Below are 15,135 nucleotides of genomic sequence, written 5' to 3'. Positions count from 1 at the left end.
CCTATACAGAGTGCACCGCGGCGCAGGAGAACGCTGCGGTCCGTCGACGGTCACTCTGTCACCAGGGTCGCGCCGATCTCGCCGCGGCGCTCGATCGTCTCGATCGTCGAGAAGAGCACCGTCCGGCTGCATTTGCCGCCACTATCATGGACCGACCCGCAGCCCTTCGTCGAGGCGTCCTGGACGAACTGGATCATCCCCACAGCGCCCACATACCCGTTGAGAGCGCCCCCGTAGGGCACGAAGACGGGACCGCCGCTGTCTCCCTGGATCGCCGCGATCGCGCCCGAATTCTGCTGTTCCCCGCGGACGTTCGAGAAGCGCCCCGATCCGTCGTCCGCGTAGACCGCGGTGGCCGTGACCTTGATGCCGCAGTGGACGCCCGAGTTGCCGCCGCTGGTGCAGACCCGGTCGTTCAAGCCCACGTCGTAGCGGTTGTGGACGCGCTTGTTGTAGCCCTTCGCGTCGTTCCAGGCTCCGTCGAACGTGCGCCCGGTCCCTGGGCCGGTCAGGACGGTCATGGCGCCGTCGCGGGAGGTGACGAGGCCGCTCCCGACGATGGCTTTCCCGTCGCGCGCCCGGAAGACGTCGCCGCGCGGGTCGCAGTGCCGCGCCGTCGTGGCGTGGTCGACTCCGTTGACCCTCATCGAGAAGCCGGTCGAGCAGGTCGATTCACTGGCTTGCATCTGGATGTAGGACCCGGCGAAGAACGGTGCCGTCGAGTCGGCGCGCGTTCCGCCTGCCGTCGACACGCCGTGCCCGGGGAGGACGTCGAGCGCGACGCCGGCAACCCCGGCGACAACCGTTTTGACGCTCTCTAGCAGGCTATCCCGAGCCTGATCGTTGACGGGCCCGCGGACAAAGTCCCCCTCGACCTGGATTCCCGCGGTGTCGGCCTGCACGCCGACGACACTCGACACCGTAAAGCCCGCCGCCGTGATGTCGTCCGCATGCTCGAGCACCGCCGACGCGATCTCGTCGATCCGGGCGAGGCTGTACGGCCGCTCCTCGATGACCGCGTCGATCCCCAGTTCTGCAGCCCGATTGACAGCGGCTTCCCGCAGGGGCGACTGGCCGCTCCAGAGGAGCCGGACCGACCCGTTCTCTGCGTCGTTCACCTGGTCGATGTAGCCGCTGGAGTCGACGTCCGGCTGCGCGAGGATCCAGGACTTCAGCTCACCCAGGAGGCGTTGGTTCTCGACGGCCCCGGTGCCGAGCGCCGCGACGAGCGCGTCGCTCGTGTCCGCCGGGGCTGCGGGGGGACGACTGTCGGGGTATGAGGCCGCCGCGGTGAGGACGGTTGTCGCGGCTACGCACACTGCCAGTGCGAGCACGCCCCTTCGATGTGATGCCATGAGCTCCTCCTCAGAAAGACCGCAGTACGCGCCGACTTTCCGTCACGACGGCCCCGATAAATGCGGATTGCTCGGGACCGTAACATAGATCCTCATCTCTTCGCAACGGCACAGCGAGAATGCCTCGGAGGTGCGGGGCGGACCAGCCCCTGCCCGACAGGCGTCGCGGAGAAACGGGATCACCTCGCCGGAGGTGAACCCCGCCGTCGTGCTCCCGATCACGCAGCGGATCGAGCAGGGCAGGGAGGAACGGCATGGGCGGAGGGCGTGGGATTCGAACCCACGAGACATTTCTGCCCACCAGTTTTCAAGTCAGGTCGGCGGGCTCGAATTGACCACGGAATGACGGGGAGATCCGCAGGACTACGCGGATGTCGTCCCTTCCCGTCTCGGCGAATCTCGGGCCGTACCTGCTGCTAGTGGCACGCGGATGGCACGAGTGGCACGAAAGCTGAGAGCCCCGAAGACTGCTCGTCGGCCTGTCCGCCCGGGGCGTCCTGAGGTGGCGAGCCTCGGGTGCGCGCGCCCGCGCGAGGGTTGGAATCGGCCATGGGCGAAATCGACACAACGGTCTGCCGCTCGATCAGAAGGCTTCGAGCGCGCCAGGATGGCGACCGTGTCGACAGAAAACGCGCTGCGTGCGATGCGCGCCACTTATCCGGATCTCAAGGGCTGGCAGGCGCGCGCACGTCGCCTGGAGGAGCCGCAACCGGGCAGTGAACTGGCCGCAGATGATGCGCCCTTTTCGTCGCATCGGATCAGCGACACAGCACGTCTTTCGCTGATCCTCTCGGGTGAGCACCTGCGCCTCGCAGCCACTGCGGTCGAGGCGGGCGAGTGGTACCCGAGCGCGCACTTCACAGTCCTTCGGAGCGCCCTCGTCGGAGCGGCGCAGGCGGTCTGGTTACTCGCACCGAGGGAGCCCGCAGAGCGTCAAGAGCGAGGTCTGATGGTGATGGGCGAGATGTACCGGGAGCGTCAGAAGTACGTCCAGGAAGCATCGAAGATGCAGCTCAGCGAGGACGAGCGGCGCGAGATTCCCCTCCAGACGGAGTGGTCGAGAGAGAGGATCGCTCGCATCACGGAGCTTCGCCGCGGACGGGCGGCGTTGAGCCAGACCGACATCATCCGCTGGGCGGTGGAGTACCGCTTCCCAGATCGGGCGCGACAGGAGGCGATCAAGCTGCTTTGGAGGCAGATGAGCGCCGATGCTCACGTACTCGGCTGGAGCTTGTTCCAGCGCGTGCACAACTTCAAAGGGGACCGTCTGTCGGGCCTCGCCGTCGGTGCAGCGGGAGGAGATGTTGAGCACATCGCGGAGCCTTTCGTCGCCGCCCACCATCTCCTCAAGGAGGGCTGGTCACTCTTCGACCGGCTCTGTGAAGCGCCCTGACGATGAGCCGCTGGGCACGGCCTGGCCTCGCGCGCGCCCGCGCGCGAGACATGTCCTGGCCCATGAGTGTCCTGCGCCGGACGCACGAAGGCCCCGGCTCGGAGTGAGCGCGGGGCCTTCGTCGCGGTGCTGCTAGCGGTCGCGGAGAGCGTCCGGGATGTCCTTGCCGAGCACGCGTTCCAGGAGTGCGCCGTGACCGTCGGTGAGCTTCCGACGGATCGCAACCGCCTTGAACGCGGCGCGTGCCCACAGGCCCGGGATCTCCCGGCGACTGGACTCTCCGGCGATGGTCACGGACGACACGATCCCGCCTTCCTCGATGGTCGCGTGGGTAGCGGGGTCGAAGCCCTCCGGCCGCTTGCGATCCCAGCCGAGGGCGGGGACGCCTCCGGCTTCGAGAGCCTTCGCGGTGTCATCGATCCAGGCGTTGTGCTTCTCGACGGCGCGGACGAGATCCTCGAACGCCTCGACAGCGCGGTCGTACGCCTTGGGCAGGTTCTGGCGGTTGTGCAGCTGGCCGAGCGCGGCGAGCTTCGCGTTCCGAACCTGGTTCGCCCGGATGCGAGCGAGGTCGGCGCGCTGGCGAGCGCGGGTGCCCTCGTCACGGAGGCGAGCGACTTCGACGCGAGCCTGGGCGGCGCCGAGTTCGAGGGGCGACCCCTCGCCATCGCGGATGCGCTGCTCCAGCGCGTCGAGATCGGCCTGCGCCTGTTCGAGGGGAGTTGCATCGGTCATCATGAGGTCCTTCCTTCGTTTGAGTAGCGGGCCGGGAGTGACCCAGGAGCCCGCAGGCGGCAATATGAGCGTCGAACTGCGGGAGGTCGAGGAGTTGAGCGAGTAGCGGGCGCTCGGAGGCCCTCAGTGGAAGGTCGCCGAGTCGAAGCGCTGAACCAGCTCGCGGAGTTCGCGCGCTTCCGAGCGCGCCTCCGCGGCCTGACGACGCGCATCGATCAGAGCGGCGCGGATAATCCGCGCGACCACTGGGGCGCGGGCATCGAGCCAGGCGACGGCAGAGCGGAGACTGTCGACCTCAGCCCCGTCGTCGAGCAGGGCGCGGCGCGCATCAGCGCGGACCTCCGAGCGATCGGCGCGGACATCGGAGGGCGGCAACGGGGTCACGACAGCACCAGGCCGGCGGACCCGATGAACTCCGGTTCGCACGTCGGGCAGAGGTCGTTGCCGACATCAACGGCCGGGTGCACCGGCATGCGGCACTCGGAGCAGGTCGACCACGCGAACGGATCATCAGCGCCCAGACCCTGCCGCCACGCGATCACGCAGAGCGAGCAGACCCCGGCGTCGTCCACCTCCGCCGGGTGCACGCCGCATGTCCGAGCGACCCGATCGGAGGTCAGATCGGACAGCCACCGGTAAGGGCGCCCCGGCTCGCGAGCAGGCCAGACAGCGACACCAGCCATCAGCTCACCTCCTCGACGGGCACCCACGAGTGCTTGTTACCGACGACGACCTCGCGGCGACGGATGCCGTCATCGAAGACGCGCTCATTCAAGGCCTCCGCCGCAGGCTGAGCATCATCCGCCCACGGGCCTGGCTCGGTCCACGGGTCGGACACCGGCGCGGCGACAGACGACGTCGAGGTCGGTGCCTTCGACGCAGTGCGTGGCATCGACTCCAGAGTGGAACCTGTCTTCTCCTTGCCTGCCTTTCCTGCCTGCCTGTCATGTCCCTGGGACACATCCCCTGGGACATCCCCCGGGACTGTCCCGAAGGAGGGACAGGTCGACTCGCCACCGGACGAGCTGGACGACCTCTGGCGCTGCTTCTTCTCGCGGTCACGGCGCCGGGCGTTCTCCAGCACTTCGAGATCGTGCTTGCTCGTCTGGGTGGTGGAGAAGTCGTCGATCAGCCACCCCTGCCCGTCTGGCGTCCACAGGCCGAGGTCGGTGAAGCGCTGCACCGACCCATCGGAGACACGCGGCATGAGCGCGAGGTCTTCCCGGGTGACCGATCCATCGGTGCGGTTGGCGACTGCCCACATCAGGGCGATCACATACGTCCGGAAGTCCTCAGCGCCCAGGAGAAGGATGCGGCGATCGTTCAACCACCGTTCCGGGAGCCTGACGTCAACCATCGAGATCACCACCCTCTGCTCCCTCGCCGAGGCCGGTCACTGCTCGATGCCGAGGAGGCGGCGGAGCGGCGCGGTCGGCAGGAGGATCGAGCGCCCGATGCGGATGCTCGGGATCTGGCCGTCGGCGATGCCCGCGTACACCTGGCCCTTGCCCTGGCCGCTGATGCGCTGCCACTCGGAGGGGCGGATGGTGGGCTGCCGCAAGAGGTCGAGCTTCTCCTCTGGGGAGAGGGGGTTGAGCTTCTTCATGGTCGGTCCTTCCGGTCTCTGTTGTCACCGACTGTGCCTGACCGGTTCCGTTGGCACAACGAAACGAGCTACGATCGTGTGACCGATTTGGAACGGAGGGCTCGTGGCAAAGGCGACCGAAGAGCTGTGGCAGAACCTCGATCAGATGTTGGTCCGCTACGGCGACACCGCGTTGATCGCTCCGCGGTTACAACAGTGGTTCGAGGAGGACGGCCGGTCCGCACCGCAGATCGCGAAGGCCCTCAGCCAGCTGACGCCGCCTGTCATGACGTCTCGGGTGGGCATTTGGAAGATCCTGAATCCCGAGGCGAAGACGGGTCGCCGGAACGTCACACTCCAGGAGGCGATCGGTTTCGCCAAGGTCTTCCGCAAGTCGCTCGCCGAGCTGCTCCTCCCGGAGTCGGCGATGCTCGAAGCCGAGGGGCTCCGGATGATCGAGGAAGCGGCCGAGCGGTTGAACTCGATCCGGTCCGACTGGCAGGAGTACGAGCACCTCATCCGCTCGATCCGGAACCGGACGGCGGCGCGCCCCGAGCTTGCCGAGCGCCTACGTGCCCTGGAGGCCCCGCCGACGACTGGGGCCCTCCAGTCACCCACCCCTCGCGCCATCGCGCTCCGGGACGCCCTCACAGATGCGCCGCTCCCCCACGGGCCGTGGTGGGCTCGACCAGCGCTCGCCGCCGCGGAGCAGGTCCGTGCAATCGACTGGTCGAAGCCCCTCTACACCCCGAAGCGGAAGGCCCGAACGTGACCGGCACTCGCAAGACGAACCGGGCGAGCTTCGGGTCGACGAGGAAGCTCCCGAGCGGCCGCTGGCAGGCCCGCTATCCCGACGAGGCCGGGCGGCCGATGAACGCGCCGACGACGTTCGTGACGAAGCGGGAGGCCCTCGACCACCTCGCCGCGGTGCAGGCCGATCGCCTCCGCGGGAGCTACATCGACCACCGCTCGGGCGCGCGACCATTCGGCGAGTACGCCCGCGCCTGGATCGCCGCTGGCGGATCCCGCGGCAAGCTCGCACCCCGCACGGCCGAGCTGTACCTCGACATCCTCGACCACCAGCTCGCCCGCCTCGAAGCGATGCCGCTCAGCGCGATCACCGGCCCGACCGTGCGCTCCTGGTACGCCGCCACCCGCCGCTCCCTGGCCTCTGCGGCCGTGAAGCGCGGCGGTACGGGCGAGACCCGGCTCCGGCAGGCGTACGCGCTCCTGAGGGCGATCCTGACGACCGCGGTGAACGACCGGCTGATCGCCGAGAACCCCGCCCGCATCGTCGGCGCCGGAGTCGCGAAGAGCCCGGAGCGACCGCACCTCGACGCGCCCACCTTCGCCCGCATCGTCTCCGAGCACCCCGCCGACTACCGGCCGCTGCTCGTCCTCGCGTTCGGCGCGCACCTCCGCGTCGGCGAGCTGGTCGCGCTGGAGCGTCGAGACCTCGACCTCGACACCGGGACTCTCGTCGTCGAGAGGCAGACGATCACGGTCGGAGGCGAGGAGGTCACGACGCCGACGAAGACCGGAGCCTCGCGGACAGTCACGCTCCCGGCGACCGTCGTCGACATCATGCGGGAGCACCTCGACTCACGCGCATCGTCGTTCGGGAAGGCGCCGCTGTTCGCTCGTCCTGACGGCCGACCGATCTCCCGAGGTCAGATCCAGTGGCAGTGGCGGAAGGCGACGACGGCCCTCGATTTGACGCAGTTCCACCCGCACGACATCCGGCACGCCGGGCTGACCGCGGCGGCCCAGGCGGGGGCGACCCTGCGCGAGCTGATGGACCGCGCGGGGCACCGGACGGCGAAAGCGGCGATGCTCTACCAGCACGTCGGCGCGGAGCGCGGACAGGTCATCGCGGCGGGCATCGACGCGGTCCTCGCAGGCGGTTCCGAGAGCCGCTATGGCACGCAGATGGCACGAACCGACGAGGACGAGCTTCCGCTCCTGCCACTGCTGGCGGAGTGATCTAGCCGCCAACCAGGCATTTCATCCGGCGGAGGGCTAGGGATTCGAACCCTAGAGACATCTCTGCCCACCAGTTTTCAAGACTGGCTCCATCGGCCGCTCGGACAGCCCTCCTCGCCGCTCCCGCAAGAGCGACACCCGATAGTAACCGGCGGGCGGTGGCCGCCGGGCAAGCCGGGGCGGGGCGGCGCGGCGGAGCACGTTCGTAGCCGAGGTCGAGAGACCCGGTCGTCACCTGGGACGGGCTCCGAGCCCGTTCCAGCCTCGGTTGCATACCGGCCCGGGCTCAGAGCAACGTCGAGAGCGCCACCGCCACACCGTCCTGGTGCACCGACGGGATCACGGCGGACGCCACGGCGCGCACCTCGTCGGGCGCCTGCCCCATCGCCAGGCCCGAGCCCTCGGCGGCGGCCCAGGTGAGCATTTCGATGTCGTTGCGGCCGTCGCCCAGCGCGACCACGTCACTCCGCTGGATGCCCAGCTCCTCGCGAACGATCTCGAGCGCGGTGGACTTGTTGACGCCGTGGGGGGTGAGGTCGAGCCAGGCGGTCCAGCCGATCGCATAGCTGACCTGGTGCAGACCCATCTCCTCGACCAGGGTGGTGAAGGCGTCGATGCCCGTCTCGGGCGAGATGACGACGACACGGGTGCACAGCCGGCCGAGCAGATCCTCGAAGGGGACGCGGACCGTCTCGGCGCCCATCACGGCGCCGCCGGGGAAAGCCTCCGTGGAGAAGAAGGCGCCGTCCGCGTCCTCGATGGCGTACTGCGCGCCGGGGAGGGCGCGGCGGATCGTCTCGAGAACGTCGGTCGGGTCGAAGGTCTCGACGGTCTCGGGGACGTAGGTACCGGCGGCGTCGCGGCGGAGGGTCACTGCTCCGTTGCAGCAGATCACGAACTCGGGTGAGATGCCCAGCCGCTCGACGACGGGCAGGGTCGCAACGGGCGAGCGCCCGGTGGCGAGCATGACCTCATCGCCCTGCGCGACCACGCGGCTGATCGCGTCCACCACCGCGCGGGTGATGGTGCCGTCCTCGTGCATGACGGTGCCGTCGATATCGAGGGCGACGAGGCGGCGGTCGGAGGAGCGCGTGCTCACGAGACGGGCTCGAGCACCTCGAGGCCACCGAGGTGGGGCCGCAGCGCCGCGGGGACGAGCACCGAGCCGTCGGCCTGCTGATGGGTCTCGAGGAGCGCGACGATCCAGCGGGTGGTCGCGAGGGTGCCGTTGAGCGTCGCGACCGGAGCTGTCTTACCCGATTCGGTGCGGTAGCGGGTGTCGAGGCGGCGGGCCTGGAAGGTGGTGCAGTTCGAGGTCGAGGTCAGCTCGCGGTAGGTCTCCTGCGTGGGTACCCAGGCCTCGACGTCGAACTTGCGCGCGGCGCTCTGGCCGAGATCGCCGGCCGCCGTGTCGATCACGCGGTAGTGCAGCCCGAGGCTCTGCAGGATGTCCTCCTGGTACGAGAGCAGGCGTGCGTGCTCCGCCTCCGCCTCCCCGGGGAGGATGTAGACGAACATCTCGAGCTTGCTGAACTGGTGCACGCGGATGATGCCGCGGGTGTCGCGTCCGCCCGAGCCGGCCTCGCGGCGGTAGCAGGTGCTCCAGCCCGCGTAACGCTTCGCGCCGCCGGAGAGATCGAGAATCTCCCCCGCGTGGTATCCAGCGAGGGCGACCTCGCTGGTGCCGGTGAGGTACAGGTCGTCGTCCCGGAGACGGTACACCTCGTCGTCGTGCTCGCCGAGGAAGCCGGTGCCGTCCATGATCTCGGGGCGCACCAGGGTGGGCGTGATCAGCGGCGTGAAGCCGGCGGCGAGCGCCTTCTCGAGCCCGAGGTTCATCAGGGCGATCTCGAGGCGGGCGACGAGGCCCTTGAGGAAGTAGAAGCGCGCGCCGCTGACCTTGGCCCCGCGCTGCATGTCGATGCCGTCCAACAGCTCGCCGAGTTCGAGGTGATCGCGCGGGGTGAAGTCGAAGATTGGGCGCTCGCCGACGGTCCTCACGAGCTCGAACGACTCCTCGCCGCCCGCGGGGACGCCGTCGATGATGGGGTTGGCGATCCGCTTCACCAGCACGGTGAAGGCGTCGTCGGCGTCGGAGGCCTCCTGCTGCGCCTGCTTGGCGGCGGCGGCGAGGCGCTGCGCTTCGGCGACGAGGGCCGCCTTCTCGTCCTTCGGCGCCTGCGCGACGGTCCTGCCGAAGGCGTTCTGCTCGGCGCGCAGCCGCTCCGCCTCGGTGATCGCCGCACGGCGGACGCGGTCGGCCTCGAGCGCGTCGTCGACCAGGTCGACGGAGTCGCCGCGCGCCTCCTGCGAGCGCTTGAGGATGTCCGGGTTCTCGCGCAGAAGTACGGGATCAATCACCCCAGCAGTGTAGAGGAGGGCCGTGACGGGCCGGCTCCCGAGTGAACACCCCGGCTCGGCTGAGCATCGGCCGCGAGGAGACATCCGATCGCATCGTTGGCTGCGAATGTGTGATGTCCCCCGAGAACGTCCCCTGCGTTCGACATCTCCGCTCCCCCGAAGGCTCCCCATGCACGCCACCTCCCTGCTCGACGCGGCCCCCGGCGTCGTCCTCGAGCGCGACGGCTCCGTCGCCCGAATCACGCTCAACCGCCCCGACGCGCTGAATGCGATCGACCTTGGCACCGCGCGCCTGCTGCTGCGGACCGTGGCCGACCTCGACGCCGAGTGCTCCGTCATCGTGATCGCGGCGGCCGGCCGCGCGTTCTGCACCGGCGGCGATATCTCGGCGATCATGGGCTCCGAGCACCCCGATCACTACCTCCGCGACCTCGCGACCACCACCGCCCAGGTGATCCACCTGCTCGAGGACAGCCGTGCCGTCGTCGTCTGCGCCATCGACGGCATGGTCGCGGGCGCCGGCATCGCCTTCGCCCTCGCGGCCGACATCGTGATCGCGACCCCCGCGGCCCTCTTCCTCAGCGCGTACGGAGACGTCGGGTTCGTTCCCGACGTCGGAGTCACCGCGGCGCTCCCCCGGGTCGTGGGCCGCCGCCGCGCGCTCGACTTCGTGCTCTCGGGTCGCCCGGTCCGCGCCATCGAGGCTCTGGAGTGGCAGCTGGTCACCGAGGTCGTGCCGCGCGCCGACCTGACCGGCCGGGTCGACGCGCGGGTGCGCGCGCTGGCCGCGAAGCCGGCGCACGTCGCGGCAGCGGCCCGCCGTCTCCTCCGCGCGGACCCGCTCGATCGCGCCGATCGCGTCGTCGAGGAGACGGACATCCTGGTGGAGTTCCTGGCCGTGCCTGCGACGCGCACGCTTCTGGACGCCGAACACGAGCGCCAGACTCGCCGGGCCGCCCGCGCGACCGCGTCGGTCTGACCCAGCGAGCGCCGGCCTCCGTCTCCGGGGCACAGCCGGACTCCGGCAGTGGCCTGCGCCTCACCGGGCGGCCGCCCGCGATCTCGGCTACGGTGGTCTGCGCGAAGGGGAGTAGTTCCCACCGTCCGCCTGCGGACGACGAGGCGCGTCGACATGCTGGTCCGGGACGATCCGGGCCCGGCGCGTCACCCCGGTTCCGGCCGGGGCGAACGAGACCTTCGGTCAGTCGACCACGTCCTGACCGCCCCCTCTCGTGCGGGTCGGCGGGCCTACCCCGGGAGATCGCATGGCGACCACCACCCCCAGTCCGACGCAGGTGCGCCGCTGGCGCCGTTACCTCGCCGACGAGCTCGCCGAGGCGTCCGTCTACCGCGACCTGGCCGGCCGCCGCACCGGCGAGGAGCGCGAGATCCTGCTCGCGCTGGCCGAGGCCGAGGGCCGGCACGAGGACCATTGGCGCGAGCTGCTCGGCCCCGCCGCACAGCCCGCGCCCCGTGCCGACCTGCGCACCCGATTCCTCGGCCTTCTCACTCGCCGCTTCGGCTCGGTGTTCGTGCTCGCGCTGATCCAACGCGCCGAAGCCCGCTCGCCCTACGCCGACGACGACGACGCTACGGAGGCGATGGCTGCCGACGAGCGGATCCACGGCGAGGTCGTCCGCGGTCTCGCCGAGCGCGGGCGCAGCCGCCTCTCCGGCACGTTCCGCGCGGCCGTGTTCGGCGCGAATGACGGCCTGGTCTCCAACCTCGCCCTCGTGCTGGGAGTCGGGGCGAGCGGAGTCGGTACGAGCGTGGTCCTGTTAACCGGCATCGCGGGTCTGCTGGCCGGCGCGCTCTCGATGGGTGCGGGCGAGTTCGTCTCGGTGCGCTCGCAGCGCGAGCTGCTCTCGGCCTCGAGCCCCGACCTCGACGCCAACCGCATCGTCCCCGACCTCGACGTGGACGCGAACGAGCTCGCCCTGGTCTACCGCGCGCGCGGGATGACGCAGGAGCAGGCGGACGCGCGCGCCGCCTCCGTCTTCACCGGCCTGCGCGGCGGCGCGATCACCTCGCCGATCACGCTCGGCGGCCCGGCGGGAAACCCGGACGTGGACGAGCACGAGTCGATCGGCACGGGCATGGGCGCCGGGCTCTCGAGCTTCTGCTTCTTTGCCTCGGGGGCGATCATCCCGGTGCTGCCCTACCTGCTCGGCCTGACCGGGCTCGCCGCCGTCGTCGTCGCGTGCCTCCTGGTCGGGATCGCCCTGCTCGCCACCGGCGCGATCGTCGGGCTGCTCTCGGGGCTCCGCCCCTGGCCCGGGCGCTGCGGCAGCTCGGCATCGGCTACGGCGCGGCCCTGGTGACCTACCTCCTGGGCCTGCTCTTCGGCGCGTCCGGAGCCTGAGACCCGGCCTCGAGAAGCTGCGCGGCCTCGGCCGGCGCCTCCACGCGGGAGCGCACGACGCCGCGCCAGCGAAGCGCGGCCACTCCCAGCGCCAGGAGCAGCGACGCCGGCAGGCAGCCCAGCAGGGGGATGCAGGAGTAGTAGAGGAGCTGCCGCTGAATCCATGCTGGCGAGGGCACGTCGGAGTCGCCGTAGTACGGCGGAGGCGGCGAGGAGTAGCCCAGGTAGAGCAGCGCGAGGCCGATCGCGGATCCCGCGAGGCCGGCGAGCAGGAGCACGAGCAGCCACGGGTTGCGCAGCAGCGGAGCCTCGCGGGCGGGCTCCGCTGGCGCCTGCTGACCGGGGGCTGGCACCGGCTCCGGCAGGGGCGCAGCCGCGGTCTCTGCGCTGATGCGGTGGGAGCGGCGGCCCTCGGCGGCTCCCGCGATGTCGGGCAGGGGCATGATGCGCCGCGCTCCCGGAACCGCCGACGAGTCGGGGCGGACCAGGCGTGGGGGCGCAGAGGCCGATCCGCGAGCGGCGGCCGATCCGGGAGCCGACCCGGCGGTGGCCGCACCCGTGGCGGGCCTCGCGAAGGCGCGCTCGTCACCGCGCGCCCGGTCCACTCCGCCGGAGAATCCGCGCTGGAAGGCCGGGTCGTACCGCGGATCGACCTGCTCGCCGTCGTCAGTCATCGTCGCGACCCGTCATCGTCGTCTCCGGTCATCGTCGTCTCCGGCTCGTGGGCGAGGATCCCGTGCAGCCACTCGCGGGCCTCGACGAACACCTCGTCGTCGTAGCGTCGCACGGAGGCGACCGGGCGGCGGTCAGCGCGCGGGTACGAACCGAGGAAGATCACCTTCGGGCTGAATCGCCGCAGGCCCATCAGCGCATCGGCGACCCGCTCGTCCTGCACATGGCCGTCGAGGTCGATCACGAACCGGTACCGGCCCAGCGCATCGCCGATCGGCCGCGACTGGATCATGCTCAGGTTCACCCCGCGGGTCGCGAACTGCTCGAGCATGTCCAGGAGCGCACCCGGCTGATCGGCCGGCAGCTCGGCGATCACGCTCGTCTTATCGGCACCGGTGGGCTCGGGTAGCCCGTGAGAGCGCGAGACGTGCACGAAGCGGGTCACGGCGTTGGGGTTGTCGCCGATCCGCTCGGCGAGTACCGCGACGTCGTGGTGGGCCACGATCCCTGGAGGCGCGATGGCCGCCTGCGCGGGAGAACCACTCAACAGATCGACGGTGGCCTGCACGTTGCTCGAGGAGGGCAGATGCTCGTGGCTGGGGATCTCGCGGTCCAGCCACACCCGGCACTGGCCGTAGGCGACCGGATGCGCGGCGACCGTGCTCACCTCCTCGAGCCGCGTTCCCGGACGGCCGACCAGGATGAAGGACACCGGCACCAGGTATTCGCCGACGATGCGCAGCCCCGGGATCCGCGCCAGCGCGTCTTGCGCGGCCGTCACTCCGCCCTCGACCGAATTCTCGATCGCGATGACCGCGCCGTCGCTGCGGCCGGTGACCAGATCACTCAGCGCCTCGCCCACGTTCGCGACGCTGCGCCACAGCTGCCCGCGCGCCTCCGGGACCTGCGCGAGGGCCGCCTCCGTGAACGTGCCGCTGGGCCCGAGATAGCTGTAGGCACGGGGCTCAGGGACGTTGTCGGGCATGGCGCAAGCCTAGCCAGCCGCGGTACCCCTGGAAGCGGCCGTACTGCCACTATGGACGGCATGACCGCTCAAGCAGGGAAGCCGGCGCAGGCCTCCGATCTCATCGACGTCGAGGCCCTCGTCAGGGCGTACTACGAGAAGAAGCCGGATGTCTCCGACCCGGCGCAGAAGGTGGTCTTCGGCACCTCGGGCCACCGCGGCTCCGCGTTCGACACGGCCTTCAACGAGGACCACATCGCCGCCGTCACGCAGGCGATCGTCGAGTATCGGACCGAGCAGGGCATCACCGGTCCGCTCTTCATCGGCGCCGACACCCACGGGCTGTCCCGTCCGGCGCTGACCACCGCGCTCGAGGTCCTGGTGGGCAACGAGGTGCGCGTGCTGGTGGACGAGTTCGACGACTTCGTGCCGACCCCGGCGCTCAGCCACGCGATCCTCCGCTACAACAACGATCCCGCCCACACCGACCGGGCCGACGGCATCGTGGTGACCCCCTCGCACAACCCGCCCCGCGACGGCGGCTTCAAGTACAACCCGCCGCACGGCGGACCGGCCGACTCCGACGCGACGACCTGGATCGCGAACCGGGCCAACGACCTCATCGCCGACGGTAACCGTGGTGTGCGCTCGGCTGAGCCCTCCGCGGTCGAGACCTACGACTACCGCACCCACTACGTCGCGGACCTGGCGACCATCATCGACATCGACGCGATCAAGAAGGCCGGCGTGCGGATCGGGGCCGACCCGCTCGGCGGCGCCTCGGTGCACTACTGGCAGCTGATCGCCGAGATGTACGAGCTCGACCTGACCGTGGTCAACGGCGAGGTCGACCCGGCGTGGGGCTTCATGACCCTCGACTGGGACGGCAAGATCCGGATGGACCCGTCCTCCCCCAGCGCGATGGCCTCGGTCGTCGCGCGCGCCGGCGACTTCGACATCCTCACCGGCAACGATGCGGACGCCGACCGCCACGGCATCGTCACGCCCGACGGCGGGCTGATGAACCCCAACCACTACCTGGCCGTCGCGATCGACTACCTCTACCGCCACCGCGCCGGCTGGAGCGAGGATGCGGCGATCGGCAAGACGCTGGTGTCCTCCTCGATCATTGACCGGGTGGCCGAATCGCTGGGTCGGCGCCTCTGGGAGGTCCCGGTGGGCTTCAAATGGTTCGTGCCCGGGCTGGTCGACGGCTCGGTCGGCTTCGGCGGCGAGGAGTCGGCGGGCGCCTCGTTCCTCCGCTTCGACGGCACCGTCTGGACCACGGACAAGGACGGCATCCTGTTGGCGCTGCTCGCCTCCGAGATCGTCGCGGTCACCGGGAAGAGCCCGTCGGCGCTGTACCGCGAGCTGACCGAGCGCTTCGGCGATCCGGTTTACGAGCGCGTGGACGCGGTGGCGACGAAGGCGCAGAAGGCGGCGCTCGGCAAGCTGGACGGCGACGCGATCGCGGCGACCACGCTCGCCGGGTCCGCGATCACGGCGAAGCTCTCGAAGGCGCCGGGCAACGGCGCGGCCGTCGGAGGGGTCAAGGTCATCACCGAGGACGCCTGGTTCGCCGCGCGCCCCTCCGGCACCGAGGACGTCTACAAGATCTACGCCGAGAGCTTCCGCGGCCTCGATCACCTGCACGAGGTCCAGGCCGAGGCCCGCACGATCGTCGACGCCGCGCTGAACTCCTAGCGGCTGCGCTCAGTCGCCCGA

Annotated in this window: 15 protein-coding genes, 1 tRNA gene and 1 pseudogene; 6 read left to right on the top strand and 11 right to left on the bottom strand. The window is 70.3% G+C overall.

What is annotated here, in order from left to right; genetic code table 11:
• Positions 1-50: 50 nt before the first annotated feature.
• The gene (locus C1O28_RS01385) at positions 51-1,355 is read right to left on the bottom strand and encodes a chymotrypsin family serine protease (protein ID WP_127821395.1); all 1,305 of its coding nucleotides are present in this window, start codon (positions 1,353-1,355) and stop codon (positions 51-53) included.
• Positions 1,356-1,962: 607 nt separating this feature from the next.
• Between C1O28_RS01385 and C1O28_RS01380 the strand changes: the two genes are divergently transcribed.
• Positions 1,963-2,748, top strand: coding sequence for a hypothetical protein (locus tag C1O28_RS01380; RefSeq protein ID WP_097166338.1), 786 nt, complete (start codon positions 1,963-1,965; stop codon positions 2,746-2,748).
• Positions 2,749-2,880: 132 nt separating this feature from the next.
• Here C1O28_RS01380 and C1O28_RS01375 read toward each other — a convergent pair whose 3' ends face one another.
• The 5 genes from C1O28_RS01375 to C1O28_RS01355 all read right to left on the bottom strand — a co-directional run bounded on the left by C1O28_RS01375 (position 2,881) and on the right by C1O28_RS01355 (position 5,089).
• Positions 2,881-3,486 (bottom strand): hypothetical protein, encoded by a 606-nt coding sequence (locus tag C1O28_RS01375; protein WP_127821394.1) that lies wholly within the window; start codon positions 3,484-3,486, stop codon positions 2,881-2,883.
• 120 nt (positions 3,487-3,606) lie between these two features.
• Positions 3,607-3,867 carry a hypothetical protein gene (locus tag C1O28_RS01370; protein ID WP_097166336.1) on the bottom strand — a complete coding sequence of 87 codons (261 nt, stop codon included), beginning with the start codon at positions 3,865-3,867 and terminating at the stop codon, positions 3,607-3,609.
• Positions 3,864-4,055, bottom strand: a complete 192-nt coding sequence (locus C1O28_RS01365) for a hypothetical protein (protein ID WP_127821393.1) — start codon at positions 4,053-4,055, stop codon at positions 3,864-3,866. The genes C1O28_RS01370 and C1O28_RS01365 overlap by 4 nt, the downstream gene beginning before the upstream one ends.
• Positions 4,056-4,165: 110 nt before the next feature.
• On the bottom strand, positions 4,166-4,840 hold the full coding sequence (locus C1O28_RS01360) for a hypothetical protein (protein WP_127821392.1): 675 nt from the start codon (positions 4,838-4,840) through the stop codon (positions 4,166-4,168).
• A gap of 36 nt (positions 4,841-4,876) precedes the next feature.
• Positions 4,877-5,089, bottom strand: a complete 213-nt coding sequence (locus C1O28_RS01355; protein WP_102063258.1) for a hypothetical protein — start codon at positions 5,087-5,089, stop codon at positions 4,877-4,879.
• Positions 5,090-5,192: 103 nt separating this feature from the next.
• Between C1O28_RS01355 and C1O28_RS01350 the strand changes: the two genes are divergently transcribed.
• Together C1O28_RS01350 and C1O28_RS01345 are read left to right on the top strand one after the other, a co-directional pair.
• On the top strand, positions 5,193-5,840 hold the full coding sequence (locus C1O28_RS01350) for a hypothetical protein (protein ID WP_102063257.1): 648 nt from the start codon (positions 5,193-5,195) through the stop codon (positions 5,838-5,840).
• On the top strand, positions 5,837-7,051 hold the full coding sequence (locus C1O28_RS01345) for a site-specific integrase (RefSeq protein WP_102063256.1): 1,215 nt from the start codon (positions 5,837-5,839) through the stop codon (positions 7,049-7,051). The genes C1O28_RS01350 and C1O28_RS01345 overlap by 4 nt, the downstream gene beginning before the upstream one ends.
• Before the next feature lie 29 nt (positions 7,052-7,080).
• On the opposite strand, the gene C1O28_RS14985 is transcribed toward C1O28_RS01345, so the two are convergent.
• The 3 genes from C1O28_RS14985 to serS all read right to left on the bottom strand — a co-directional run bounded on the left by C1O28_RS14985 (position 7,081) and on the right by serS (position 9,412).
• Positions 7,081-7,165 (bottom strand) — tRNA-Ser (locus tag C1O28_RS14985).
• 172 nt (positions 7,166-7,337) lie between these two features.
• Positions 7,338-8,150, bottom strand: coding sequence for an HAD family hydrolase (locus tag C1O28_RS01340; protein WP_243392052.1), 813 nt, complete (start codon positions 8,148-8,150; stop codon positions 7,338-7,340).
• Positions 8,147-9,412, bottom strand: a complete 1,266-nt coding sequence (serS, locus tag C1O28_RS01335) for a serine--tRNA ligase (RefSeq protein WP_097166334.1) — start codon at positions 9,410-9,412, stop codon at positions 8,147-8,149. Before serS ends, C1O28_RS01340 begins: the two co-directional genes overlap by 4 nt.
• A gap of 169 nt (positions 9,413-9,581) precedes the next feature.
• On the opposite strand from serS, the gene C1O28_RS01330 reads away from it, so the two are divergent.
• Positions 9,582-10,391, top strand: coding sequence for an enoyl-CoA hydratase/isomerase family protein (locus tag C1O28_RS01330; RefSeq protein WP_160487543.1), 810 nt, complete (start codon positions 9,582-9,584; stop codon positions 10,389-10,391).
• 286 nt (positions 10,392-10,677) lie between these two features.
• Positions 10,678-11,774, top strand: a pseudogene (locus C1O28_RS01325) (VIT1/CCC1 transporter family protein).
• Here C1O28_RS01325 and C1O28_RS01320 read toward each other — a convergent pair.
• Positions 11,735-12,448: a hypothetical protein gene (locus C1O28_RS01320; RefSeq protein ID WP_097166331.1), complete on the bottom strand. Its 714-nt coding sequence runs from the start codon at positions 12,446-12,448 to the stop codon at positions 11,735-11,737. The pseudogene C1O28_RS01325 and the gene C1O28_RS01320 sit on opposite strands and share 40 nt — an antisense overlap.
• Positions 12,445-13,431: a prephenate dehydratase gene (pheA, locus tag C1O28_RS01315; protein ID WP_097166330.1), complete on the bottom strand. Its 987-nt coding sequence runs from the start codon at positions 13,429-13,431 to the stop codon at positions 12,445-12,447. The genes C1O28_RS01320 and pheA overlap by 4 nt, the downstream gene beginning before the upstream one ends.
• A gap of 60 nt (positions 13,432-13,491) precedes the next feature.
• On the opposite strand from pheA, the gene pgm reads away from it, so the two are divergent.
• Positions 13,492-15,114 (top strand): phosphoglucomutase (alpha-D-glucose-1,6-bisphosphate-dependent), encoded by a 1,623-nt coding sequence (gene pgm / locus C1O28_RS01310; protein ID WP_097166414.1) that lies wholly within the window; start codon positions 13,492-13,494, stop codon positions 15,112-15,114.
• Positions 15,115-15,135 lie beyond the last annotated feature (21 nt).

This window comes from Rathayibacter rathayi (genome assembly GCF_004011095.1).
GTDB classification, from domain to species: domain Bacteria; phylum Actinomycetota; class Actinomycetes; order Actinomycetales; family Microbacteriaceae; genus Rathayibacter; species Rathayibacter rathayi.
This window is presented reverse-complemented; position numbering and strand designations above follow the sequence as displayed.

Coding starts and splice junctions, on each gene's coding strand:
- C1O28_RS01355 (WP_102063258.1), bottom strand. CDS start 5,089: ATGAAGAAGCTCAACCCCCTCTCCCCAGAGGAGAAGCTCGACCTCTTG.
- C1O28_RS01360 (WP_127821392.1), bottom strand. CDS start 4,840: ATGGTTGACGTCAGGCTCCCGGAACGGTGGTTGAACGATCGCCGCATC.
- C1O28_RS01380 (WP_097166338.1), top strand. CDS start 1,963: ATGGCGACCGTGTCGACAGAAAACGCGCTGCGTGCGATGCGCGCCACT.
- C1O28_RS01320 (WP_097166331.1), bottom strand. CDS start 12,448: ATGACTGACGACGGCGAGCAGGTCGATCCGCGGTACGACCCGGCCTTC.
- C1O28_RS01330 (WP_160487543.1), top strand. CDS start 9,582: ATGCACGCCACCTCCCTGCTCGACGCGGCCCCCGGCGTCGTCCTCGAG.
- pheA (WP_097166330.1), bottom strand. CDS start 13,431: ATGCCCGACAACGTCCCTGAGCCCCGTGCCTACAGCTATCTCGGGCCC.
- C1O28_RS01375 (WP_127821394.1), bottom strand. CDS start 3,486: ATGATGACCGATGCAACTCCCCTCGAACAGGCGCAGGCCGATCTCGAC.
- C1O28_RS01385 (WP_127821395.1), bottom strand. CDS start 1,355: ATGGCATCACATCGAAGGGGCGTGCTCGCACTGGCAGTGTGCGTAGCC.
- pgm (WP_097166414.1), top strand. CDS start 13,492: ATGACCGCTCAAGCAGGGAAGCCGGCGCAGGCCTCCGATCTCATCGAC.